The organism is Siphonobacter sp. SORGH_AS_1065, assembly GCF_030818595.1.
Taxonomy (GTDB): domain Bacteria; phylum Bacteroidota; class Bacteroidia; order Cytophagales; family Spirosomataceae; genus Siphonobacter.
The window spans coordinates 59,005-82,932 of sequence record NZ_JAUTAM010000010.1; the positions used below are offsets into that span (position 1 = coordinate 59,005).

General features: G+C 43.5%; 21 protein-coding genes and 1 pseudogene. 14 read left to right on the plus strand and 8 right to left on the minus strand.

Annotation, left to right across the window (positions count from 1 at the left end; translation table 11 throughout):
- Positions 1-43 precede the first annotated feature (43 nt).
- The gene (locus QE390_RS24600; protein ID WP_307144359.1) at positions 44-394 is read right to left on the minus strand and encodes an ImmA/IrrE family metallo-endopeptidase; all 351 of its coding nucleotides are present in this window, start codon (positions 392-394) and stop codon (positions 44-46) included.
- 716 nt (positions 395-1,110) lie between these two features.
- Between QE390_RS24600 and QE390_RS24605 the strand changes: the two genes are divergently transcribed.
- The 10 genes from QE390_RS24605 (at position 1,111) to QE390_RS24650 (ending at position 15,973) form a co-directional block, all read left to right on the plus strand.
- The gene (locus QE390_RS24605; RefSeq protein ID WP_307144360.1) at positions 1,111-1,671 is read left to right on the plus strand and encodes an RNA polymerase sigma factor; all 561 of its coding nucleotides are present in this window, start codon (positions 1,111-1,113) and stop codon (positions 1,669-1,671) included.
- Positions 1,672-1,842: 171 nt separating this feature from the next.
- On the plus strand, positions 1,843-2,847 hold the full coding sequence (locus QE390_RS24610; protein ID WP_307144361.1) for a FecR family protein: 1,005 nt from the start codon (positions 1,843-1,845) through the stop codon (positions 2,845-2,847).
- 6 nt (positions 2,848-2,853) lie between these two features.
- On the plus strand, positions 2,854-6,456 hold the full coding sequence (locus tag QE390_RS24615) for a SusC/RagA family TonB-linked outer membrane protein (RefSeq protein ID WP_307144362.1): 3,603 nt from the start codon (positions 2,854-2,856) through the stop codon (positions 6,454-6,456).
- Between the two features lie 12 nt (positions 6,457-6,468).
- A complete protein-coding gene (locus QE390_RS24620) occupies positions 6,469-7,857 on the plus strand; it encodes a RagB/SusD family nutrient uptake outer membrane protein (protein WP_307144363.1) in 1,389 nt (462 codons plus the stop codon).
- Between the two features lie 64 nt (positions 7,858-7,921).
- Positions 7,922-8,077 (plus strand): hypothetical protein, encoded by a 156-nt coding sequence (locus tag QE390_RS24625; RefSeq protein ID WP_307144364.1) that lies wholly within the window; start codon positions 7,922-7,924, stop codon positions 8,075-8,077.
- Between the two features lie 20 nt (positions 8,078-8,097).
- On the plus strand, positions 8,098-10,077 hold the full coding sequence (locus QE390_RS24630) for a TlpA disulfide reductase family protein (RefSeq protein ID WP_307144365.1): 1,980 nt from the start codon (positions 8,098-8,100) through the stop codon (positions 10,075-10,077).
- A 1-nt stretch (position 10,078) separates the two neighbouring features.
- On the plus strand, positions 10,079-11,167 hold the full coding sequence (locus QE390_RS24635; protein ID WP_307144366.1) for a S9 family peptidase: 1,089 nt from the start codon (positions 10,079-10,081) through the stop codon (positions 11,165-11,167).
- 24 nt (positions 11,168-11,191) lie between these two features.
- Positions 11,192-13,213 carry a cytochrome c biogenesis protein CcdA gene (locus QE390_RS24640; RefSeq protein ID WP_307144367.1) on the plus strand — a complete coding sequence of 674 codons (2,022 nt, stop codon included), beginning with the start codon at positions 11,192-11,194 and terminating at the stop codon, positions 13,211-13,213.
- 477 nt (positions 13,214-13,690) lie between these two features.
- Entirely contained in the window at positions 13,691-14,497 is an 807-nt protein-coding gene (locus tag QE390_RS24645; protein WP_307144368.1) for an AraC family transcriptional regulator, read from the plus strand.
- Positions 14,498-14,569: 72 nt separating this feature from the next.
- Complete coding sequence (locus QE390_RS24650) at positions 14,570-15,973, plus strand: S41 family peptidase (protein WP_307144369.1); 1,404 nt, start codon at positions 14,570-14,572, stop codon at positions 15,971-15,973.
- 366 nt (positions 15,974-16,339) lie between these two features.
- On the opposite strand, the gene QE390_RS24655 is transcribed toward QE390_RS24650, so the two are convergent.
- On the minus strand, positions 16,340-17,275 hold the full coding sequence (locus tag QE390_RS24655) for an alpha/beta hydrolase (RefSeq protein WP_307144370.1): 936 nt from the start codon (positions 17,273-17,275) through the stop codon (positions 16,340-16,342).
- 840 nt (positions 17,276-18,115) lie between these two features.
- On the opposite strand from QE390_RS24655, the gene QE390_RS24825 reads away from it, so the two are divergent.
- On the plus strand, positions 18,116-18,475 hold the full coding sequence (locus QE390_RS24825) for a transposase (RefSeq protein ID WP_373424582.1): 360 nt from the start codon (positions 18,116-18,118) through the stop codon (positions 18,473-18,475).
- Positions 18,476-18,719: 244 nt separating this feature from the next.
- Positions 18,720-19,385: a DapH/DapD/GlmU-related protein gene (locus QE390_RS24660; protein WP_307144371.1), complete on the plus strand. Its 666-nt coding sequence runs from the start codon at positions 18,720-18,722 to the stop codon at positions 19,383-19,385.
- Between the two features lie 52 nt (positions 19,386-19,437).
- Here QE390_RS24660 and QE390_RS24665 read toward each other — a convergent pair whose 3' ends face one another.
- The 3 genes from QE390_RS24665 to QE390_RS24675 form a co-directional block, all read right to left on the minus strand.
- Positions 19,438-19,890 (minus strand): hypothetical protein, encoded by a 453-nt coding sequence (locus QE390_RS24665; protein WP_307144372.1) that lies wholly within the window; start codon positions 19,888-19,890, stop codon positions 19,438-19,440.
- Between the two features lie 165 nt (positions 19,891-20,055).
- Positions 20,056-20,529, minus strand: a complete 474-nt coding sequence (locus QE390_RS24670; protein ID WP_307144373.1) for a transposase family protein — start codon at positions 20,527-20,529, stop codon at positions 20,056-20,058.
- Positions 20,486-20,890, minus strand: a complete 405-nt coding sequence (locus QE390_RS24675) for a hypothetical protein (RefSeq protein WP_307144374.1) — start codon at positions 20,888-20,890, stop codon at positions 20,486-20,488. Before QE390_RS24675 ends, QE390_RS24670 begins: the two co-directional genes overlap by 44 nt.
- 168 nt (positions 20,891-21,058) lie before the next feature.
- Here QE390_RS24675 and QE390_RS24830 point away from each other — a divergent pair, with 168 nt between their 5' ends.
- Both QE390_RS24830 and QE390_RS24680 read left to right on the plus strand, forming a co-directional pair.
- Complete coding sequence (locus QE390_RS24830; RefSeq protein ID WP_373424583.1) at positions 21,059-21,265, plus strand: integrase core domain-containing protein; 207 nt, start codon at positions 21,059-21,061, stop codon at positions 21,263-21,265.
- A gap of 247 nt (positions 21,266-21,512) precedes the next feature.
- Positions 21,513-21,705: pseudogene (locus QE390_RS24680) on the plus strand (sterol desaturase family protein); the annotation flags it as partial.
- A 79-nt stretch (positions 21,706-21,784) separates the two neighbouring features.
- Here the strand turns inward: QE390_RS24680 and QE390_RS24685 are convergent.
- The 3 genes from QE390_RS24685 to QE390_RS24695 form a co-directional block, all read right to left on the minus strand.
- Positions 21,785-22,186: a DUF983 domain-containing protein gene (locus tag QE390_RS24685; RefSeq protein WP_307144375.1), complete on the minus strand. Its 402-nt coding sequence runs from the start codon at positions 22,184-22,186 to the stop codon at positions 21,785-21,787.
- A gap of 24 nt (positions 22,187-22,210) precedes the next feature.
- Positions 22,211-23,095: a helix-turn-helix transcriptional regulator gene (locus QE390_RS24690; protein WP_307144376.1), complete on the minus strand. Its 885-nt coding sequence runs from the start codon at positions 23,093-23,095 to the stop codon at positions 22,211-22,213.
- Between the two features lie 281 nt (positions 23,096-23,376).
- Positions 23,377-23,706, minus strand: coding sequence for a hypothetical protein (locus QE390_RS24695; RefSeq protein ID WP_307144377.1), 330 nt, complete (start codon positions 23,704-23,706; stop codon positions 23,377-23,379).
- Between the last annotated feature and the right edge of the window lie 222 nt (positions 23,707-23,928).

Here is a 23,928-nt window from a genome sequence, read left to right on the forward strand (position 1 = left end):
AGTTAAAATGTTTAGTTCCTATTAACTACTGAATAATCCTATTTTAAGATTTAGAAAACTGTCTAGCTACTCCAGAAATATTAAGTCTATAAGTTACCATTTCTTGACTTGCCTTATAGTATTCTGCTATTTCCTCTTTAGTCATTTTTTGTTTCATTGCCCAAACAAGCCCTTTTCTGGAGATTTGTAAGGTTGCTCCCAAGTATTCTGCTTCCTGTTCATGCTGTGGCTGATACTTGCGAAGAAAGGGCAATCCTGGAATAATAACATCTGAAGGTAGCGGGTGGTCACAGATTAGATGTGCTAACTCATGCATTACCGTGCTTTGTTGCCTACCAATAGAATGTGAAGTGCCCCCCAAAAGTTTTTGTCCAACTTTTGGGGGGCACTTCAATATCAGCCTGCCATTTTTATTTTCATTAATTAGACTTTCGCAGAAACACGTTCCTAATTAGTACTGCCCATCGTTTGTGAAAGCATCCATTTCTCATGCATATATTCCCAGGGTCTTTCCGTTGAAGCATGAGACCCCACTCTATCTACTAATTCGAATACTTTAAGTGTCTCCGGAGTGACTTAATATTGATCCGCATTGCGTTGACCTGTCGCAGGATCAGGCCGAAGAGAAAAAGCCTTATACTCTGTTTTAGCTTCTCCCTGTCGGTAATAAGTGCATATGGCATAAATTTCAATTCAATCAAAGCAACTACATATTTGCCTAGTGCTATCAATGAATCCGGAAATCGGTCGCTAGCTAAGTAAATAACCTATCTCTTCTAACAGCCTGTCCAACAGTCGTTTCTGATGCTCTCTCAGCTAAGTCGTTCTTCATTGGGGAACGGTGAAAGTAGCAATCCGAGGTCGTATTCCCTTTCTCTTCCACCACGGTAAGGTTTCCTTGTATTCTCAATACGATTAAAGTTAGACAAATCATAACCTAAAGAATATGCTTAGCACGAATACAGAAAGCGTTGAACGCCTAATGACCGCAATTCGATTTGTTTTATCTATACTTGTAGTTACATTTTAGTGTAGTGAGCAATCAAAACGCCTACTAATTGCCAAGGATTCAAGGTGAAAACGGAAGATGTTGACATATGGAACACATTCTTGCAAGGAAATCGTGAATCCTTTGAGTTAATCTACGCCCAGCATTATAAAGCTCTGTATGAATACGGTATGCGAAAGTTGGGCAACCCGGAACAAGTCCGGGATTATATTCATGATTTGTTCGTGAAACTCTGGACGAATCGATCCGGTACGAGTGCTACTGACAATATCCGCTATTTTCTTCTAGCGTCGCTGCGAAACCTTATTTTAAATAGTTCGACAAAAAAGAGTAACCTTCAATATGTCGATATTGAAGAAGCTGACGATTTCAAAATTGACTTCAACGCTGAAACGGAATTCATTCGTCTGGAACAGGTTGATGCTCAATCTCGCCAGGTAATTCAGGCCCTCAATCAACTCAGTCCTCGACAAAAGGAAGTGTTGTATCTTCGATATTTTGAAGAATTGGAATTTCATGAAATCGCTTTCATGATGAGTATTACCGTGAAAGGCGTTTACAAGCTTAATAGTCGAGCCATGGAGACCCTTCGCAGTATTCTAGACCTTCCCAACTCTAGTATCAGCCTTTTACTGCTTTTACGCATCAAAGGCATTCTCTAACCTCTATTCTATTTTTCAGGTATTAACGGATTGTCGTTCAGGGTTTTACGTGAACAACAACCCGTTGCATGAATTTTCTAGAAAAAATTTATAAAAAAATTCTGAGCCGATGGGGTACTGCCAATCTTTCTTCGGTTTGTATGAATAGAAGCCCAATTAAAGTGGCCATCCATGAGTAAATACAATACCTACAGTACGGAAGATTTTTTGAATGATACTGATTTCATTCGCTGGGTTAAGGAACGTTCGGGAACCGATGAGCAATCGTGGGCCGAATGGCTTCGCACAAATCCCGTCAATCGGGAAGAATTTGAAAAAGCAACCCGATTACTGGAGATTATTGTCTCCGTTAAACGAATGGAACCTGGCGAAGTTTTCCGGGATCAGTTACTCAGGGATATTAATACAAGTATCGGTCAAGAAGAACGGCGGGGCCTAGTCATCCGCTGGAGTAAGAGGGTTGGAGCGGGACTTGCCGCCAGTCTGGCGATTTTAGGGGGTATTGGCTGGTATGCTCAATCGATGATTACCATTCGAACGGATTACGCTCAGCATAAAAAAGTAACATTACCCGACGAGAGTGTGGTCACGCTTAATGCCAATTCGTCGATTAGTTATCACCGAGCTTGGCGTTGGAAAAGTGTGAGAGAGGTTTGGGTCAATGGGGAAGCATTTCTGGAAGTTAATCACTTGAATAAAGATCCCAAGCAAATTCGTCGACAGGATCAGTTTCAGGTTCACGCCAATCAGTTGACGATTGAAGTTTTAGGAACCAAGTTTAATGTCAAAGAACGCCGTAATCAGGTGCTGGTGGCTTTACTCGAAGGGAAAATCAGTGTTCGGGACTCCCGACAGACGCTGCTGATGAAACCCGGGGAAGTCGTTCACTACGATGGGCAACTCAAGAAACAAAACATCCGGCAGGTGCAAAGCGTACCACAGGCCTGGCTGGAAGGTAATATGGTTGTCAACGGACTGACCGCCCGGCAGATCATTGACAATTTCGAAGACACCTATGGATATCGAGTCATTCTAGAGGATTCGACCCTAGCATCCAAGCAAATTGACGGTACCATTGCCTTCGGTAGCGAGGAGACCATTTTGTATACCCTATCCAACATCTTGAATGTAAACATCTATAAAAACGGTCACACCATTACTTTAAGATCCCGGTAACCAAACATGAAAAATTCGATTATCCGATTAATCGGTACCTGCCTGCTGCTGGTACTGTTGGATGGTTTTGTCCATGCCCAGCAGCGTACGATTCCTCTGTCAGAAGCTATTTCCCAGATCGAAAAGAAATTCAAAACCAAATTTGCCTATGAACACAATTTACTTCGTGGTAAGTCTGTCTCTGCTTCGGCTCTTACTGGTGATTCAGTAGAAGAAATACTAAAAAACGTATTGTATCCCAACAATTTATTGTTTCTCTATGTCAGCGGTAACTCATACAGTATCGTGGCCAGAGACGCTAGATTTTTTCAGACACCCCCGCCTTCGCCAACCTCCTCTCCCAAACCTACGAGCCCTTCGGCTCCTGCTTATGTAGATGAGGATCAGATCGTTCGGGGAAACATCACGACTACCGAAGGAGTAGCCCTGCCCTTTGCCAACGTTTGGGTAAAAGGCACCCGGAGAGGAACGACAGCTAACGAAAAAGGCAATTACAATCTGTCGGGAATGAAACCCGGCGAACACCTGGTAATCACTTTCGTTGGTTATAAAGATAAGGAAGTGGTAGTGAGTGAACTGGGTACGCTCAATATCATCATGGAAGCTCACGAGGGTAAATCCTTGAATGAAGTTTCGGTGGTAAGTACGGGCTATCAGGCGTTACCTAAAGAACGGGCGACCGGGGCTTTTGGAAGCATTAGTGCCAAAGAGATTGAAAAAATACCAACCCCTAACCTTATTCAGCGACTGGAAGGCCAGGTTCCGGGGCTGGACGTTCAACTGACCGGCGGGGATAACACCTTTACCTATGCGAATACGCAATTTGCCATAGCCAGTGGTACCCGCACCGTAGGTAGGTCTGACTACAATCTGGCCATTCGTGGAATCTCGACCAGCCAGGGAGAGGCCCTCCCCTTAATTGTGGTAGACGGAGCCATTACCACACTGGATTTAAAGACGTTTAACCCCCGCGATATTGAAAACATCACGGTTCTGAAAGATGCCGCTGCGGCATCGATCTGGGGTACGCGGGCGGCTAACGGCGTCATCGTCATTACCACGAAAAAAGGAAATATTAATCAGGGACCACGCCTGAATTTTTCTACCGATTTCATGACTTCCGGGCCACCCCGACTGAATTATTTACGTTTGATGTCCGTAGATCAGACCATTGACTACGAGCAGGAAGCCGTCAACAAAGGACTCATCATTAATCCTTTAACAACCACGCTTTTTCCTCAACGGGTCAGTGAGGTAACGGATTTAACTTTTCAGTTAAAAGCTGGACGTCTAACGCAGGCTCAGTACGATGACGCATTAAACAGCATCCGGGCACGGGGCAATGGTTTTGATCAAATCTCCCAATACATTTTACAGCCCACGGCTAACCAGCAGTATAACCTTTCTTTATCGGGAGGAGGCCTTGCCTCGACGTACTTTTACAGTGCCTCTTACAGCAAGGAACGGCCTAATACCAGAGGAACTAACGGTCAGCGGCTGACCTTGACCCTGAATAATTCGTTTAAAGTCTTTGATAAAATCACGATTTCAACGAATCTCAAGGCCTCCATGTTTAAGTATAAAATGGGGGCTGTGGGTTTGAATTCGCTCTTCAGCCCCTCGTCGATTACCTTCATGCCTTACGACCAACTCGTAGATGCCAATGGAAAGCGGCTTTCCTACGCCCGATCGTATTACGATTCTTATCTCTCTACGCTGGAAAAACAAGGCTATTTACCCTGGCGGTATAACTATCTCGACGAAATGGATTTCAATGACAATTCTTCTTCGGATAACAACTATCTAGCCACGATAAATGTAAACGTTCCCCTCTTTAAAGGCTTGTCGGCCAACGGTTTTTTCAGTAATGAACGCTCTTTTGCACAAGGCCGTCGCTACAATTCAATTGACACCTACGCTACCCGAGATTTATTAAACAACGCAACGGTGGTTGGAACCAATGGCCAGCTGGTTACGGCCATTCCGAAAGGAGGTACGCTAAACCAGACGAACACCCAGTTTAACAACTACAGCCTACGTGGTCAGTTAGCTTTTAACCAGAATTATGGGACTGATCATCAGATCAATGCCATTGCCGGTACGGAGATTCGCCAGACGATGGCTAGCCAGGGTAGCTCTACCATGTATGGGTATTACATGGATCGGGGTTTAGCTCAAAACGTAAACTATGCTATGCCGTATAGTACGCTGACGGGAGGTCAGAGCGTGATTAGCGGAGGGCCGACTCAGGAAGATAAAACCCGTCGATTCCTCTCCTATTATGCCAATGCCTCTTACACGCTCAAAAATCGGTACACACTTTCAGGAAGCGTTCGATACGATGATTATAACAACTTTGGAGTGGACCGTTCCTACCGGGCTACACCGCTTTGGTCAACGGGTTTAAAGTGGAATCTGGATCAGGAACATTTCCTGAAAAATTTATCCTGGATTAACTCCCTGGGGCTTCGCACCACCTACGGAGTGAATGGGAATATCGCCACCGATATGTATCCTTTCACCAGCATGTATCTGACTGGTTCAGATCCGCTGACGACTAACCCCGCTGCGGGTATTCTTAATCCCGCCAACCCTACCTTACGCTGGGAAAAAACCTATGTGTATAACGTAGCCGTTGATTTTGGGTTGTTCAACCGTCGCCTGAATGGTTCGATTGACTTTTATACGAAGCAGGGTCGGGATATTATCTACGAATTCCCCATCAACCCAACCTATGGAATAAGTACTTTAAAAAGAAACACCACCTCACTCTCTGGTAAAGGGGTCGATGTAGGCCTGAAAGCGGATGTGATACGGAAAAACGATTGGGGGGTTCAGGCCGGGCTTACCTTCGCTTACAATACGAATCAGGTAACAGACACTCGCTTCGTAGCTACTTCAACCATTCTTTCCAACCCTACGCTCCAGAACTGGATGAAAGGCTACACTACGGATAAGCTTCTGGTGTATCGTTTTGCGGGCCTGGATGCAACAGGGATGACGCTAGTGTATAATGAAAACGGTGAAAAGCTGGCTCCTAATCAGTCCATTACCTCACTGGATGCCCTTAAGCATGTGGGCCGTTTAACAGCCCCCTACTTCGGAGGTTTTAACGCCACGATTCGCTATAAAGGGTTCTCCCTCTATGCACTGGCCACCTATAGCTTTGGTAATGTTTTCATTAAACCTACGATTTCAAGTTATCCAACGGCGTTGGGAAGAAATGCTCAGTTGAAGTACGACCTGAGTGCGGACATTGCCAAACGCTGGAAAAATCCCGGTGATGAGCTGACAACGAACGTTCCGGGTATGGCCGGTACTTACGCCGGAGTTAGCCTCTATCGTTTTCAGAACTCAGACCTTAACGTGCTGCCCGGCGATTTTATCCGTCTGCGGGAGGTTTCTCTAACCTATCAGGTTGCGGAGCGATTCGCTCAGTTGGCTGGATTTAAAGGAGCTTCACTAGGTGTAGCCGTTCGTAACCTGGGGTTGATCTGGACGAAGAATAAGGAAGGCTTTGATCCCGTCTTTGCCAACAGCCTATCCAGCACCACGCTGGGCATTCCGCCGAGTCCTTCTTATACGTTTTCCCTCAACGTAAACTTCTAACGCCAGAACTTCATGAAAAAGAATACTTTGTCAATCAGTCTATTAGGTATTACCATGCTGCTAAGTAGTTGCGAAAAGTACGTAGATATTCGTACGCAGGGCAGCCTGGTTCCAAAGGATATTCAGAATTATCGGTATTTACTTAACAATACGTCAACGTATGAAACGAATACGGTACTAGGTAACCTGGCTAGTGACGATGTGTCTATTGTAGATGCCAGCCAGCAAAGCAGTCTTATTTCTTCGGATACGTACGCCCCTTACCGTAATAGCTATACCTGGCAGGATAATATTTTTGTATTGGGCACTAGTTACGAAAATGATCGGGACTGGAACCGGATGTATTCCATCATCTACAACACCAATACCATCATTAGCGAATTGCCCGCCAGTACGGGTACCCCTGCTCAGATTGCCGCTCTTACTGCAGAAGCCCTCGTGCACCGGGCGGATGCCTATCTAAACCTGATTAATCAGTATGCTCTGCCCTACGGAGCTAATGCCGCTACCGATTTGGGCGTGCCCTTACTGACCACTCAAACCGTTTCGCAGTCCCTGGAACGGGCCAGTGTAGAAGCCGTGTATCAGCAGATTCTGAAGGATTTAAAACAGGCTGTTCCTGCCATTCCGGTAACGCAGGCGTATAATACCCTGCCGTCGAAACCTGCGGTTTATGGATTACTGGCCCGGACCTATCTGTATAAGAATGATTATGCGAATGCGGAAGCCTACGCGGACAGTGCCCTGGCTCTTCGTAGTACGCTAAATAATCTTTCGACGTTAACAGCGGCTTCCCAACATCACAAGCGGATCAACGACCCGGAGCTCCTGCTTTCCAAAACGGTTAATTCCGGAACAGAAGGCTATACACCAACGGCCTTACGGATGAGCACGGACCTTTTGGCTTTGTATGATACGACGGATCAGCGGTACAACCTGTTTACCGTTCCCGCTTCCAAAATTTCATCCGCGTATACCGGACGCTACTATTACCGGGATCAGGCCATTAGTGAACCAAGAAACGTCGGCCCATCTGTAGCGGAGATGATTCTGATTAAAGCCGAAGGCCGGGCTCGGGCCGGTCAGCCTGCCCAGGCGATGGCACTGGTAAATACCCTTCGTCGAAACCGAATTAAGGCTTCTGGTTTTGTGGCCCTAACGGCTACTTCCGCCAACGACGCTCTGATACAAGTGATTAACGAACGTCGTCGGGAGTTTTGTTTTCGTAACCTTCGCTGGTGGGATATGCGTCGCCTGAAAAGCGAAACTATATTTCAGAAAACGATTACCCGGACCTTTAACGGTGTTACCTATACGCTAACGCCAGATAGTAAACGTTACGTATTCCCCATCGCCTCATATCTGATTCAGCTGAATCCCGAGATTGTTCCAAATCCTTAATGATTGAAAAACCCGGATGACTTCAGTTCATCCGGGTTTATAAAAGCCATGATACGTAAAACGGTTGGATGATGGTCCCTTACTGCCCCGAGCCCGTTGTATGCACATCAATGCCAAGCAACCATTACCGATTCAAAGATTGCTGGGAACGCCCTTTCTGATTCCCTATAAAACCGTCATCAACTTTCCGGCAAAAACCATTGCCTTCTATAAAAACTAAAAACGCATTTAACCAAGCTCATGAAAACGTTAATTCTGGGATTATCCCTGCTTCTTTCCTCCTCGCTTTTCGGGCAAAATCCAACGCAACGGGTTGTTTTTACTCCGGCGGTTGCTAAGCCCGGCGATCAATTACTAATCACCTATACCCCCGAAGGTTCTGCTTTGGCGGGTAAAAAAGATATTAAAGCGGTTGTTTACACTTACGACAACTACGCTTGGCATGCCAACGATTTGCCTTTAACGCAGGAAGGTCAGACCTGGAAGGCGAAACTTCAGTTAGGCAACGATTGTGGACTGGCCACTATTAAATATCAAAGCGGAAAACTAGTAGACAATAATGATAATCAGTCTTTTACCATTATGTTGAAGTCGGATACCAGTCCCCAAGCTCCCGGTGCCTACGCCGGATGGGGATTGATGCGATCTCCGAATTATGGCCTTACTATTCCGGGCTATCTGGAAGGAGTTTCCATCAGCGATACGGCTACTTATCACTGGATGAATCAGGAGATTAGCTCTAATTTCAAGCAGGCTGGTTCTAAAGTTGCGGTTCCTTTTGCTCGGTCGCTTTACAAATTTCAGGGAGAAGCCGCCATGCCCCGCATCAATCGGGCTACCCAGTATCTCATGGGTCTTTCCGGTGAAGAAAATCTGATGAAGGCTTATACTATTTTTTCACAGATTCCAGGTAGTAAAACCCGTGCCGATTCGCTGCAACAGGCTTTGGAGAAACAGTTTCCAGCGGGAAATCTGGCTCGACTGAAGGCTTTCCGTCAGATGAATTTGGAATCGAATTTTGAGAAGAAAGTAGAGTTAAGCCGGGCTTTTCTTCAAAAATTCCCTTACAACGATGCCGATTATACCTTTAATCATGCTTATAACGTCAATTACACCTCGGTCTATTTAAATCTGGCGATTCAGACCCTGCTTAAGAAAGATTACGCGGCCTTAACTGCTTTGGCTCATGAGTTGCCTTTCTCGGTGATTCCAACGATTTATTACAAAACGATTGAGATTGCTCATAAACGCAAAGATGAAGCAGACGACAAAACCTTACTGGCTCCCGCTCAGGCCTTACTGGATCGTATGGAAAGCTTTAAAAACCAGCGTCCGGCCGATTATTGGTATTTGTCCCCTTTAGAGTATCAGGCTACATACGAAGAAATCTTTTTGCGATCCATCGCTTTAACTCAGATTCAGATTTTACGTAATACGGGACATTTTGAAGAGGCCCTAGCTCTGGCTAACCGCACGCAGCAAGTCTGGCAATACAAACGGGCGGAGCTGAATAATGAGCAAGCTTTGCTACTCGATCATTTCAACAAGCCAAACGAACTGCGGGAATTACTGGTAAAAAGTATGCACGAAAACCAGAGTTCTCCTGAGATGCTGGAATTGTTGAAGAAAGACTACCAGCGTTCCAAAGGCTCGTTGACGGGTTTTGAGACGTATGTAGAGGGGCTGAAAAGTCAGGAGCTAGCTTCAAAAGAATTAAAAGAGCTGGAAAAAATCATGATCAACAAGGACATGCCCGACTGGACGATGAAAGATGGAAATGGCAAAACCGTCAAGTTTAGTCAGCTACGCGGCAAGACGATTGTGATGGACTTCTGGGCAACCTGGTGCATTCCCTGTAAAGCCTCTTTCCCCGGCATGAAACTGGCCGTTGAGAAGTATAAAAATGATCCGGACGTATTATTCTTTTTTGTAGATACCGAAGAGCGTACGCCCAATTACAAGCAGGAAATCATGCAGTACATCAAGGAAAACAACTACCCTTTCGTTGTTTTATTTGATAACAAGTTACCGAATGCCAAAGCCAATGATGAAGTCTTCAAACGCATCTGTAAGGCCTTTAGCATCTCCGGTATTCCTCAAAAACTCATCATTGATAAAAAGGGGAAGCTTCGTTTCATAACGGTCGGTTTCAAAGGAAGTGCCACGGGTTTATCGGATGAAATCTCGGCCATGGTTGAGTTAACGAAAAAAGCGGAGTAAGATGAAGAATTGGATGATAGGACTACTGCTGATCGCCGGAACAATGCGTTCGGCCCTGGCTCAGCCCGTGCGTAGCGACAGCGTCAGTTATACTAAAAACGGGATTACTTACGGCGGAACGCTGAGTTACCCGAATCAAAAAGGGTTAGTACCAGCCGTTATTCTCGTCTCAGGAACGGGGCCCCAGGATCGGGATGGCACCATGGGCAAATTCAGGTTTTTCGCCGACCTGGCTCAATACCTAAATACTCGCGGCATCGCGGTTTTAAGAGTAGACGATCGGGGGGTTGGGAAAACTTCCGGGAATTATAATCAGTCAACGACTGAAGATTTCGCTCAGGATGCTGAAGCTGGGATCGATTTTCTGAAAATGCAACCCAAAGTGGATCCCCAAAAAATCGGATTAATCGGGCATAGCGAAGGAGGAGCCGTCATTTCCATTATTGGCTCGCGTCGTCGGGATGTGGCCTTTTTAGTAAGTATGGCTGGTTTAGGCAGAAAAGGACTAGATGCCTTACTAAAACAAAACGCTGATCTGGTAGCGGCGGCCCCAATTCCAGAGCATGACAAAAAGCGATATAATGAGATCAATGGATTGATGTTTCAAACCGTGTATGCGAACGTCAATCGGGATTCGCTGGGTCTGGCAAAGGCCATACAGCAAACCTATGATACCTGGAAAAAGAAAGATGATGAGCTGGTAAAATCGCTGGGCATTGAGCACGATCACTTTCGTTTTCCCATTTACTCCTATACTGTGCAGGCTACAGGGCCTTGGTATCGTTATCACATTCAATACGATCCCGCTCAGTTTTTACCCAACGTGCAAGCCCCCTTTTTGGCTATCAACGGAGACAAAGACATCTATGTTTCAGCCCAAGAAAACCTGGATAACTTCAAGAGATTACTACAGCAAGGGGGTAATAAGGATGTTACCGTTAAAGTTTTTCCGGGGTTGAATCACCAGTTTCTGGCTTGTCAGCAGTGTACCCCTTCAGAATTTGCCAGTCTGAAAAAACAATTTCCGGCCGACGTTTTATCTACGATTGGCGACTGGATTGTCGCTCATACGACTTCTAAAAAAGATTAAGGCTCATTAGCCCTATTATAAATCATGAGAAAACTCTTTTTCGTGTTTTTCTGGAGCCTGTCCCTCATTGGACAGGCTCAGATTTTACAACCCGTTTCCTGGAAGTTTTCGTCGAAAACGCTGGAAAAAGGTGAAGTAGAAATTACCCTGACCGCCAGCGTCGATGAAGGCTGGCATATATATTCCCAGCACGTCAAGGCGGGTGGCCCCGTGCCCACTTCTTTCCACTTTACACCCTCCAAAGTTTATACGGCCCTCGGGAAAGTTCAGGAAAAATCGAAACTGATGGAAGGTTTTGAGAAGACTTTCAATATGGACATTCGCTGGTTTGAAAAGCAAGCCGTGTTCACGCAAAAATTTCGTCTGACCCAACCCACAGCTACTATTAAAGGTACGTTGGAATACATGGTTTGCGATGATCAGCGGTGCCTTCCACCCGAAGAAGTAGCGTTCAGCATTCCGGTAAAAGCCACAGGAATTGAAGAAAAAGGAATCGTCAAGGAGCCTTTAACAGATACGGCAAACGTAACAAAAGCTCAGGTAAGCGATACCGTGCGACGTACACCTGCCACGACAATCGAAGCGAAAGATGTGTTAGCCACGCCTCAACCGGCAGAAGAATCCTTGTGGGTGACCTTCGTAGCGGGTTTGCTAGGGGGGCTAGCTGCCATCTTTATGCCCTGCATCTTTCCTCTGCTACCCATGACGGTTAGCTTCTTTACCAAACAGGCGGAGTCACGTTCCTCCGGCATTCGTAATGCCCTACTGTACGGTCTGTCCATCATCATCATCTATGTCCTGCTCGGACTCCTCATTACTGTTCTCTTTGGTGCGGATGCCCTGAATAATCTTTCCACCAATGGCCTCTTTAATTTTGCGTTTTTCCTGCTGCTACTGGTATTTGCTGCTTCCTTTCTGGGTGCCTTCGAACTCATGCTGCCCAGTAGTTGGGCTAACAAAATGGATCAAAAAGCCGATAAAGGAGGCCTGTTAGGCATTTTCTTTATGGCTACGACGCTTTCGCTGGTCAGCTTTTCCTGTACGGGTCCCATCATCGGTACGCTCTTAGTTCAGGCGGCTTCCCAGGGAGCCCTTCTAGGGCCCGCCGTGGGTATGTTCGGTTTTGCTCTGGCTCTGTCGCTGCCTTTTACTTTGTTTTCCCTGTTTCCCTCTTGGATGAAAACCCTGCCTAAATCCGGTGGCTGGCTCAATTCGGTGAAGGTGACGCTGGGTATCCTGGAACTGGCCCTGGCTTTGAAATTTCTCTCCAATGTTGATTTAGCCTACCACTGGCAGTGGTTTGACCGGGAAGTTTTCCTCGTCCTGTGGATTATCCTCTTTGCCTGTCTGGGCTTTTATCTTTTGGGTAAACTTCGCTTTGCACATGATTCGCCGCTGGTTTCTCTTTCCGTACCCCGCTTCTTTCTGGCAGTGCTTTCGCTGAGTTTCTCGCTCTACATGGTGCCGGGGCTATGGGGAGCCCCCCTGAAAGCCATTGCTGCTTTTCTGCCCCCGCAACAAACCCAGGACTTCGATCTGTATTCGGCTAGTCTGGCGGGAAATACAGGAAGCACTCCAGTTGCAAACGAAAAGCATAAGTATAGCGAACTCTTTCACGCTCCCCTGGGACTGAATGCTTTCTTTGATTACGACGAAGGTTTGGCGTACGCCCGAAAAGTAGGCAAGCCCATTTTAATTGACTTTACCGGGCATGCCTGCGTAAACTGTCGCAAAATGGAAGCTACCGTCTGGCCTGATCCAGCGGTGCTAAAGACGATTAAAGAGGACTACGTATTGATTCAATTATATGTGGATGATAAAACGGAATTAGACCCATCGGAACAAACGGTAATCAACGGCAAGGAAATAAAAACGATCGGTAAGAAATGGAGCACCATGCAGGCCCTGCGTTTTCAGGCTAACTCTCAGCCCTATTACGTGTTGCTGGATCCGCAAAGTGAAAAAACCCTGGTGCCGCCCCAAGGAGCAAATTATGACACCTCAGCGTTCCTAGCTTTTCTTAAAGCAGGACTTTCGAAACCATAAGTCGTTTAATTTTTAGTTTTGGTTAAGTGTAGCCTAATGGACTCCTTCTTTGAGGGAGTCTTATTTTTTGTAGCCTTTCTCTTATTTATTCTGATCAATCAAGTAGCTAAATCCAAACACTTACGTAACAAGCAGCCTCTGATATATAGGTGTCTTGTACCTATCTGATCATGTACTGCTTGTTCAACAAATATACTTATCGCTTACTACCACTTCCAAAGTAACTTTTTCTAGTGCTTCCTTTAAAACGTAAAAAGGATCGTACGGTTTTTCAGACACAGAAAATGGCATTTAAACACAATCCTCGCCCAAGAACACTTATTTTTATCTTCCATTGAAGACCCGATCCGCGTAACCCGGTCAACGTGCCGCAGTCGCAGCTAATTTTTTGTTAATCACTCTTGTGCTATTGCCTGAATCTTTATCCAGTTTCTTGCTAGTCCATTCATTTACAACAAAGCTTTACACGAGCACCCCATGAACCTGGAATTTTATAGGCCAACCCTGGAGGCTTTAACCCCCTATATCGAAGGATATTACTTCATCGCTCCGGGTACACATGCTGATAACCTTCATTACTGGACGTTCCCCAATAATTATTTTATTGTTTCCGTAAGTCAGGGCGTTACTATTGAGATGGAAAAGAATAGGCTCCTGGTTCGTCCTTCTGCTCAGCAAACGGTCCTTTCTAACTTCGTTTCCCGTTATACTACTCCCATTGAGGTGCTCTATGATGGACCGATCCTGGAGATAACCATTTATTTCAAACCTCTGGGAATTAATCATTTCATTGAGAATCCTCATTCACTTTTTGAACGAAACACCGCCCTCGATTTTAATCCCTTCTCTGATTTTATTCCTAACATGAATGAAATTCTCTCGACTTCCGATCGAAGCCTTCAGAGAAAAAAATTAGAAGCGTACTGGCTTTCCAAGCTACAGATCAGGGAGTTTCGGCACCTGAAGGAGGTTCTTTTCGCTCTTGAGTCAGAAGAAAAAATAGAGGACATCGCTCACAGACATGGCTTTTCGAGGCAGTACCTAAGCAAACTTTTTAATAAAGTAATAGGCAAATCTCCGGTTGAATACCGCAAGATTCATCGATTTAGAGCGGCCATCGCTAATCAAAAAAACATGAAAAGTTTAACGGAACTTTCTTACGAAAGCATGTTTTACGACCAGTCCCACCTCATCAAAGACTTTAAACAACTCACTTCTGTAAATCCTTGTACGTTCTTTAAAAAAGTAGATACTAATCAGGAATGCCTTTGGCTCTTTATCTAGCGGGTTTACATTTTTACAATTTCAGGGGGTCGGCAGCCTATTACTTTTGCCCGATAACCGATTTGTATCAAAATGAAACGATTACTTTACCTGTCTGCCCTTTTACTGCTCATTCTCCCACTCCAAGCTCAACCACCCCAGTGCTCCTGTACGAGAACTTTGGAAAAGCTGATTATTAAAGTAGAACGCGAATACCCCGGCTTTTCCGCTAAAACGCAAGACCCTTCACTCTATCAGAGTCTAAAGCAAACGCTCCATAATGAGGCAAAAAACAGGGATGATAAGGGGTGCCAGAGCCTGTTGAAAACATACACCGATTTTTTTAAAGATCCGCATCTCTGGGTAGGATCTAATGGGACGCCATTCGCCGCTGCTACTGGTAAATTTAGCGAGAAGCTGACGATTGATTTTAAAGAATTTGAGCAACACCTACAGAGCACGCAAGACAGCCTGGAAGGCATTTATACCATGCAAGGGTATAAAATTGGTTTAAAAAAGGTCCACGCTAATGAATACATCGGGTTCATTATTGAGTCGGCATCCAATGCCTGGAAACCGAAAGACATTAAATTTAAATTGCTTGCCAGTGGTGACTTTACTTACGCCTTGATGGATCGATCGATTCAGAAAGGACAGTATCAAAGCTTTCATGGAGCCTTATTGTTTTTAGAGCAGATACAGGTAGTCTTAACCAAACAATTGCCCCAACCTCGGATCGACAAGATTCAGATCGAAAACCGTCTCAAAGAGCTGGAAGGCTTTTATTTTAAAAAACTATCCGAAAAGACTTCGGTTTTAAGACTACCCAGTTTTGAGTATCAGCATTTAGAGACGATCAACCACCTCCTGACTGAACATATTTCCTTACTTGAATTCAGTAAAAACCTGATCATTGACCTTCGTGGCAATCCCGGTGGAACCACGGATGCCTATCAAAGATTGCTTCCTTACATTTCAGGAAAATTCGTACGTCATACAGGAGCCGAATTTCTAGCTACTCAAACGTACATTGATAATCTAGAAACGTATAAAAAAAGCCTGGATAAAAACACGTCAACCCAGGGGACAGATCGACAGATTCAAACCTTGAAGGCAAACCTGGGAACGTTCGTGAACTTCAATAAAACCGGACAGCCTGTCTATGTGGATACCCTTACCTTAGCTCCTAAAAGTCCCCAACAAATCGTCATTCTTGCCAACAAAGGCACAGGCAGTTCAGCAGAATATTTTTTGTTTATTGCCAAGCAAAGTAAAAAAGTCAAGGTACTAGGCACACCCAGCTACGGAGCCTTAGATTATGGAAATGCCTATCTGATTGACTTTGGCTGTCCGCCCTACCAATTATTCATGCCCACGTATCGAGCTTTACGGTTGCCGGACTACCCCATCGATAACATTGGTATTCAACCCGATATGTATTTGGATAAATCCATAAAGGACTGGGTAGCATTTGCCTTAGGTTATTTAGAACAATAGCGTAGGGCAATACGTTAAAACACCTTTATAATGTATCGATACGTAAAGAGTCTAGAAAACAAATACGGACCGTTTCTGGGCTTCCCTTCATAAGTAGAATTGCACTAAGCCATCAACATTGTAAGCCGCTGGCGGCAAACAGAGCGGCTGAGTAGAATGCTTTAATCGATTCATACGATGCATCTAATTCCGGTAAGGGATTGCCTCAGTACTAGTCACCCTTCAGTCCTCGTTGGAAGGAGGCTACGCATCTGGTTCAAGGCTGAAAATCAAGCAGATTCATGAACACTGGATTATCTCACACAAGGAGCCTTTGGCGTATTGAGTTAGGAGCAAACGGCGTTATCCTTTTAGGTAACCTGATCGCTACCAAAAACCGTTTTTGACGGCCCAGGCCTGGAACAAAGAAGGCCATACGGTTTCGGGCGTACCTGCCTTCCCCAGCCCCCAGCCATGCCCCCCACTCTCAAAAAGCTGTAGTTGAGAAGCCCCTATCCCATGACTGGACAGAGCCTGATAAAGCAACTCACTGTTCTGGACCGAGGCCGTCGAATCATCTTTGGCTTGTGCTAAAAACATGGGGGGTGTCTGGGCACTGACCAACTGCTCCACCGAATACTGCCGCTCCGCTGGCAGGTCGTCACCGTTCCCAAACAGTACTTTTTTTGACACCGTCGAATTGTAAGGGGGAAGCATGGTAACCACTGGATACAACAGAGCGGCAAACTGTACATCCGCCCGGAGACTATCCAGCTCATCGATGGGCTGATAAAAGCGTCGCTGAGGTACCGTCGCCAGCATACCCGCCAAGTGCCCGCCTGCTGAGAAGCCCATCACCCCGACTTTAGTTGCCTCATAGTGATACTGAGGAGCCAGGCTTTTGATCAGCCGAAGGGCCCGTTGCCCATCTTCAAACGCGACGAACTTGGTTTGCCAATTTTCAGCGGGCAGTCGGTAGATTAATTCAAAGGCCGTGAATCCCTGCCCGCTCAGCCAATTCGCGGCGGCTCCACTCTCGTTGCCCGATTCAATGTGCTTGTACCCACCTCCACTGATGACCAGTATGGCTCGTCCATTGGATTGAGTTGGTTTATGTATTATCAAGTAGGGTACCGCCACGTTCGTTATATTGCCCGTCGAGCTGGTCATTAACGGGCCATGTACGCCAGTGCTATCAGGCATCCGACCGGCAGGCCACAGGGGAATGATGGAGGAAGTAGGACCAACCGAGGTAGGGCTGGTACAACCCAGTGATAGCAGGAGTACCAAGAATACTGGAACGCCAATAAAGGGCTGAATCATACGTAAGCAGCGTTGTTTACCAAAATCTCACTTTTGGGTAAAGTAAAAAAAAGAGCAGAAATGATAGCTCCTGTTTTACGTAGACGGTTCAATTTAATCTTTACCCGTTGTGCATATGTCATATAGAAAAAGAATAGGTTGTACAGACTTCTGATAAAGAGTAACTTAAGGAAAGTACCTGACGCTTTCTCGGGGAATGTACAACCTAAAATCTAATTACGATCGCATCGGCGATCCGAAAGATTTTTCAAATCTGCAAAAGTTCACTACAATCTTCCTTAAGAAAAGGAAACAATCTTTTGCTTTATGTCAAATCCACCAAAACTTCTGATCTTGAGATCGTTACCTTGTCAATCACCGCAAAATCCTACAGATCACTTCGCAGCGGCGAACCATCGGAAAACACACTATTTTCTATCCTAAAAAGTGATTATCCAAACTGGTTTTCCAGCTTGGTCCATCGGAGTACTTATAATCGAAGACGCAGAAAATTACAAATCTACATTTCACGGGTAGCTCAATCGATTGCCAATCAAATCAGCCCTGATAATTCCATTTTCATACTCGATTCTATGCCTTTACCCTTATGTCATCAGGTGAGAGTTCACAGAAACAAAATAGACCCGTTGTGCATATAAACAAAATCGGAGATGGCTGGCGGGCGTTTGGACAGCTAATCGCTGTATTTTATATCAAAATGATCAGCCTATTCGAAAGTTTTGCGAGGGGAAAGGTTTAGATTTAGTCTTGTTTCATGCCTTTATCCTGATGGAATGGTTATACGCACAACGGGTAAAATAGGTAATAAAAATGCTGATCTACCGCCTTCGTACGGATATCATGCCTCTCATAAGTGCTCTTATTTTGGGTGGGACGCCACTCCGATACAAGCTGCAGGTTATATTAACCGATACTGGGGTTCCTACTGCCATAGAAATTAATTCTGCTCACGTACATGATGTACATTTCTTGGAACAATTAAAATTACTGCAACTATCTAATTGCCAGATCATTGCTGACAAAGGATATCTGTCTTTAAAACATGGTCAAGAATTATTAACTACCCGTAACATTTCACTCATCACGCCTGTTCGTGTAAATATGAAAAAAGAATCCAGCTTATGGTCGAGTACCTATCAGCGGATTCGAAAAAAAATCGAGACCTTTTTCTCCCAGCTGCGGCGGCGGACCGCTGGGTGATCAATTCTTTATGAAGAGAATAATTGCCAATTCTTTTGAAGGAATTTGTGCCAGAATATGCTCAAAAATTAGTGCAATAGCCGTGTTACAATTCATTAACTATCACAACCATAGACCTCTTAATCATTTGAAACATGCTCTAGCTCTGTAATCACAACGGGTAAATTTTAATCTTTTGATTCTGCTTAATTGTTGGAATTATACTTGCGGTCTGAATCTGACCCTTAAAAAGTAACAATTGCTTATGAATAAGTATTTTGAAATTTTAACTCATCTTAATATTCCAACCATCCGGTTTAATTTTAAATATTTTCCTTTTAAACAGGCCATCCGTTTTCCAGTATTCTTATCCCGAAAAGTTCTTCTTAGTTGTATGTCAGGCCATGTGTCCATTGAAGGGCGTTTGTGGCCAGGAAAAGTAAAGATTGGTTATGGAGAAGTAGGAATATTTGACCGACGAAAGTCACGCAGTATATGGCAGGTTTCAGGAAAAGTAGTATTCAAAGGTCATAGCAATATTGGACATGGGTCGAAGATCTCCGTCAATGAAGAGGGTATTCTTATCATTGGTGAAAATTTTAACATCTCGGCCGAGACTTCATTGATTTGTAACCGTCGGATAGAAATCGGTGCTAACTGCATGTTAGCTTGGGAGATATTATTGATGGATACTGATCTACACACTATTAGAAACAAAGATGGAGTTATCCTAAATACACCTAGGCCAGTTATCATTGGTGATAATGTATGGGTCGGTTGCCGGTGTACCCTTCTAAAGGGAACTCAAATTCCCGCCGGATCCATTATTGCTGCAGGGACTATTATTAGTAAAGCCTTGGAAGGTAATCAGGCTATTTTCGGAGGCACACCTGTTCGGATTTTGAAAGAAAATATTAGCTGGCATCCATGAGAACCCAAAAGGAGGGCAACTTAATACTACTAAGTTGCCCTTTGTTTTTTCACTATTTGGCTAATTGATAATCCTGTGGCCCAAAAGTATAGTGCCAGGTATAAATCCCCCCCGCTATCGTGCTTTTATAGTTTTCGATGTTATATACACTTCTATCCTCAAAGCCATTACCCGTAGTATAATCTCTTTTATAGACTAGTTTTTTCCCATCATCAAACTGAATAACTACCGAATCAGACGCCATAGGTAAGGGGCTGTGGAGAATAAAGTCCTTAGATCTTTTGCTTGTATTTGCAAATACTTCTATAAGGGTCGTATCCTGACCCGGATTTAATCTGCTGGTTGCTTCATTCCAATCGTGAATTGTGTAGTTTGAAAAGGTAAAGGAATGACCCGTCTGGTTTGCAAAAACATAATGGTCTTCGTATCCATAGTCTACTGAAGGTTTACATCCTGTAGCCCAATACATTGTTAGCAATAAGACCAGTGTTGAAATTGTTTTCATAGGCATTAAGGAAATTGTGAAAGTAGTTCCCAAACGTATCCTTCGGTTGGATTGTCATAAGTGTTAATTAGATAGATTGCTAGTTCATCTCGGTGTCTTGAGGCTAATAAAGCGTTTTCCATCTGTCTTGGCGTGTAACCAATCACTCGATCAATATTATGGTTTTTACTGGTTGATTGCCAGTAGTTTACGAAATTTAATCAATAAATTCCAGAGATTTGAACAGATATTCATAGCCTCATCTAACTTAGCTTGAATTTTCATTCTTGATCGGTGAACAAGAATAAAATATCGTTTTATTCCACTAATAGCATTCTCGATTTTCACACGTTTAGACGAAATATGTTTATTAATATCTTTCTGCTCTTGTGTTAAAGGTTTATTTTTAGTTCCTTTAATTGGAATGATCATTTGTTTAGCTAAAATATGTTTATTTATTCCAATAAAACCTAGATCAAGCCATACATTAATTTTCAAAAAATCATACGAGGCAAGTTCTTGTATAAATATTGTAAAATCATGAACTTTACCAAGATGAATTTCTCCTACAAACAGAATATTTTTATATACATCCGAAATAAGTATCCATTTACGGCTATGCCTTTTTTTTACCACTATAGTTATTCTTCTGACTATCATTATTTTGCGGTCTCGATGTCTCAATTTCTATCACATCAATAATCACATCAGAAACTGAAGAAAAAGTCTCTGTAAAAGATTTATCATTCTTAAAATGTCGAGGAATATTAATACCTAATTTCTGGTAACTTGTCTGTAATACTGGTTTAAGTAAATCAATTAAATTACTAGCTGTTTTTTCAGAACACCCAAAATAAAGGCCCCTATTCACAAGCGTTGGATATGCTTTCAGGTAATGTAAAATAAAAAAAGAGCCTCTCGTTTGTCGGCCAAAAGGGTCCTTTTCCTTCTTTATATATGGATTTTCTTTGCGAGGAATATATAAATACTTTAAAAGCAACATAAAGTTGATCAAATTCATCTTTATTTAATCCCGTGGAAGCCCTATATTGCTTATCACTTAATAAATTAGTGTAAATGCTCATGTTTTTTATTGCAAATAAAAATAATTAATTCGTTCAATATCAAGTAGTAAAAACTCTACTGTAGTTATCAGTATACTGACTTACTAAAATAAGCAAATATTACCATCAGCATGACTCAGCAAGGAGACCCCTACGAGAATGCAGTAGCTGAGCGAGTCAATCGTAGAGTAAAGGAAGATAGGCTGCTTAATCGGACTTTTTTTAACTTCGAAATGGCCCAGAAAGCGGTTCAAAAAGCCATTGAAAGTTACAATCACTTCCGCCCACACCGTAGCTGTGGATATCCTACCGCACCGGCGACCCGGTCCTAATCCAGCTCATCGAATGAAAGGTGAGCTACCTAAAAAATGGCGGGTTCGTAAATCCTATAAACAAGAAATTAGTTAATATTTTAAAGCGAGTTTACCTATTTAATTTGATACCAAAACTGTCAACTATTTTTAGTGTAATACATACCTTTCCAACGAAAGGAAATATCATAGGGTCTCTTTTATTGAAACACCAACGGTCTATATAGGCTATGAAAAGTTTATTTGAAAAAGCTTTATCTTATTAAGGGAAGCCGCTTATGCTTTTTTTCCGGGCTTCCTAGCATGCTATGCTGGTTACTTGTTTGTACACTTTATTGTGCATGCCTATAAACCTCCCAGAAATGTATTTAAAGGGTTGTGGATCTCACGCCATTCACCATTATAAAAACGATACACTTAACTATGGGGTTTCTTCTCCGCTGTGGAACTATATTTTTTAAACGTATTCTTTTAAAGGATAAAAAGATAAAAGGCATTCCATCTAAATGGAGTGTCTTTTATCTTTTAGATAGGAATGGCTTAAACTTCCTTCTCTCTGGGAATAATACGAGGTTTTTCTTCGTATTCAATTCCAGAAAATAGATAGATATAAATGACTCTGGAAATTCTAAAATTAAAAGGCATTAATGCTAACATTAAACCGATGGAAACGCCAATGTAAGCAAAAGCAGAAGGGTCACCAAAGAAGTTATAAAGCACAATGGCTGTAGCCAGTACAATTCCGACTGAAAGGGCGTAGCTCACATAAGTAGCTCCAATAAAAAAGCCCGGTTCGCTTTCATACCGCTGTCCACAGTGGGGACAAAAGGTATACATCTGATCAAACTTTTTTAATTTCCAAAAGGGATACTTAAACATGTTACCATGCCGACAATGGGGGCACTTAGCCAGGAGCATGCCTTGTAATTGACTTCTTTTCATAGGTGTATATGGAGCTTAATATCACTAAGAATTCCGTTTCCGAAATTCCTCTGGAGTGATTTTCGTGTATTTTTTAAAGAACTTCGTGAAGTAAGAATTATCACTGAAATTTAAAGCATGAGAAATCTCCGAAATATTCATTCCGAAGTTGATGAGGAGGCGTTTAGCTTCTAATAGAATTCGATTGCGAATCAACTCTCCTGCCTGCATTCCTAAGTGTTCCTTGCAAAGAGCATTTAAATGATTAGGGGTTACAAAAAGTAACTTAGCGTATTCCATGGGAAGACGCATGGTCAGGAAGTTTTTGTCAATGAGCTTTTGATAGTTTTTTAAAATGATGTAGTTATAATTAGTTACAGAAAGCGTAGACTTAGCCGCCGTATACGATTCAATAGAGAAGAAGATGTCTAAAAGTAGTGTTTTCAATCGATCTACACGTGGCAAGGATGTATGATTATGTTGTGAAAGGAGTTGCTCAAATCGGCTAACCAAAGATTCATGAATAGCTTCGGGCAAATTAATGACGCTTTCCTGGGCTATGCCGCTAAAAAATGAAAACGTTTCCAGGTAATCGGGTCGTAAGAGAAAGGATTGAAAAAAGGTACTGGAAAAATTCACCACGTAGCCATCTACCTCACTCGTAAAATCCCAGGAATGAACCTGGCCTGGAATCATAAAGTAAATCTGGAAAGGCTGAACCATAAAACTTTCAAAGTCAATGGCATGGCTACCCGCTCCTTTCGTAAAAAGAATAAGATGGTAAAAATCATGACGATGCAGGAGTCGTAAATTCTTATGTTCTTGGAGGTATTCATCGAACCTCTGGATCAAAAAATCCTCTGGCCGGTATTCGGTCAGGGAATGAATGTTAATCATCGGAATCCTGGCAGCAGTAGATGAATGTTTCATAAAGCAGTTTCTTCCTGATTGATTAGTCGGGCTTGCCCGGTTTGATAGGCTTTAATACAACCCAGACGTTGCTTGATCGTTATTTACAGTTGATGAAGATCACTAAGATCTCCCCATATATGCCGTACTTACACTGATACCCACGGCTCCAGCCTCAAATCAGCTTTCTATACTGACCTGATTCGGCTGGAAATAGCTTTACGATTTCCGCTCCGGCCTGCTGAGCCTGATAAATTTCTGTGAATGTACCCACGCCCGGAATCCAGGGTAGGCACGCCTTCTTACATACTACAGCCTACGGATGGATTTAAAATGGGACCTACAATAAAATCTGCTCCTGCGTGAATAAATTTTTCTGCCGTGGCTGAATCATAGATCGTGTCTGCCCCCAATGATAGATCGGGCAAATGCATGTCTATATAGCTACGTAAAGCCACGAAAAGTGTATAGGCATTCTCACCCCGATTAGCAAACTCAAAGATGCGGATTCCAGCTGTGTAGCAACCACGTAGCACCTGCACACAGGTTGATAGATCGGGATTATAAAACAGCGTCATCAAGCCCGTTTCCCCTACATAATTTATGGTTTCATCGTACAAATGTCTAATCATCGCTTGAGTTAGTTGTTACGCTCGAAGCTTTTTCATAGGAGAAACAGACTCAGTAACTTCGTTTCGGTATCCTGTTCCCCATACTAGTGAAGATGAAGGGATACTCCCTTATTAATTCTCACGTAGGTATTAGCAGTCCAAAAGTAAGCGAGATTCCTTAGGGTTATAAAGTATAGATTCGCGATTTTATGGTACTAATTACTGATCCCTACTTAGCTCCAT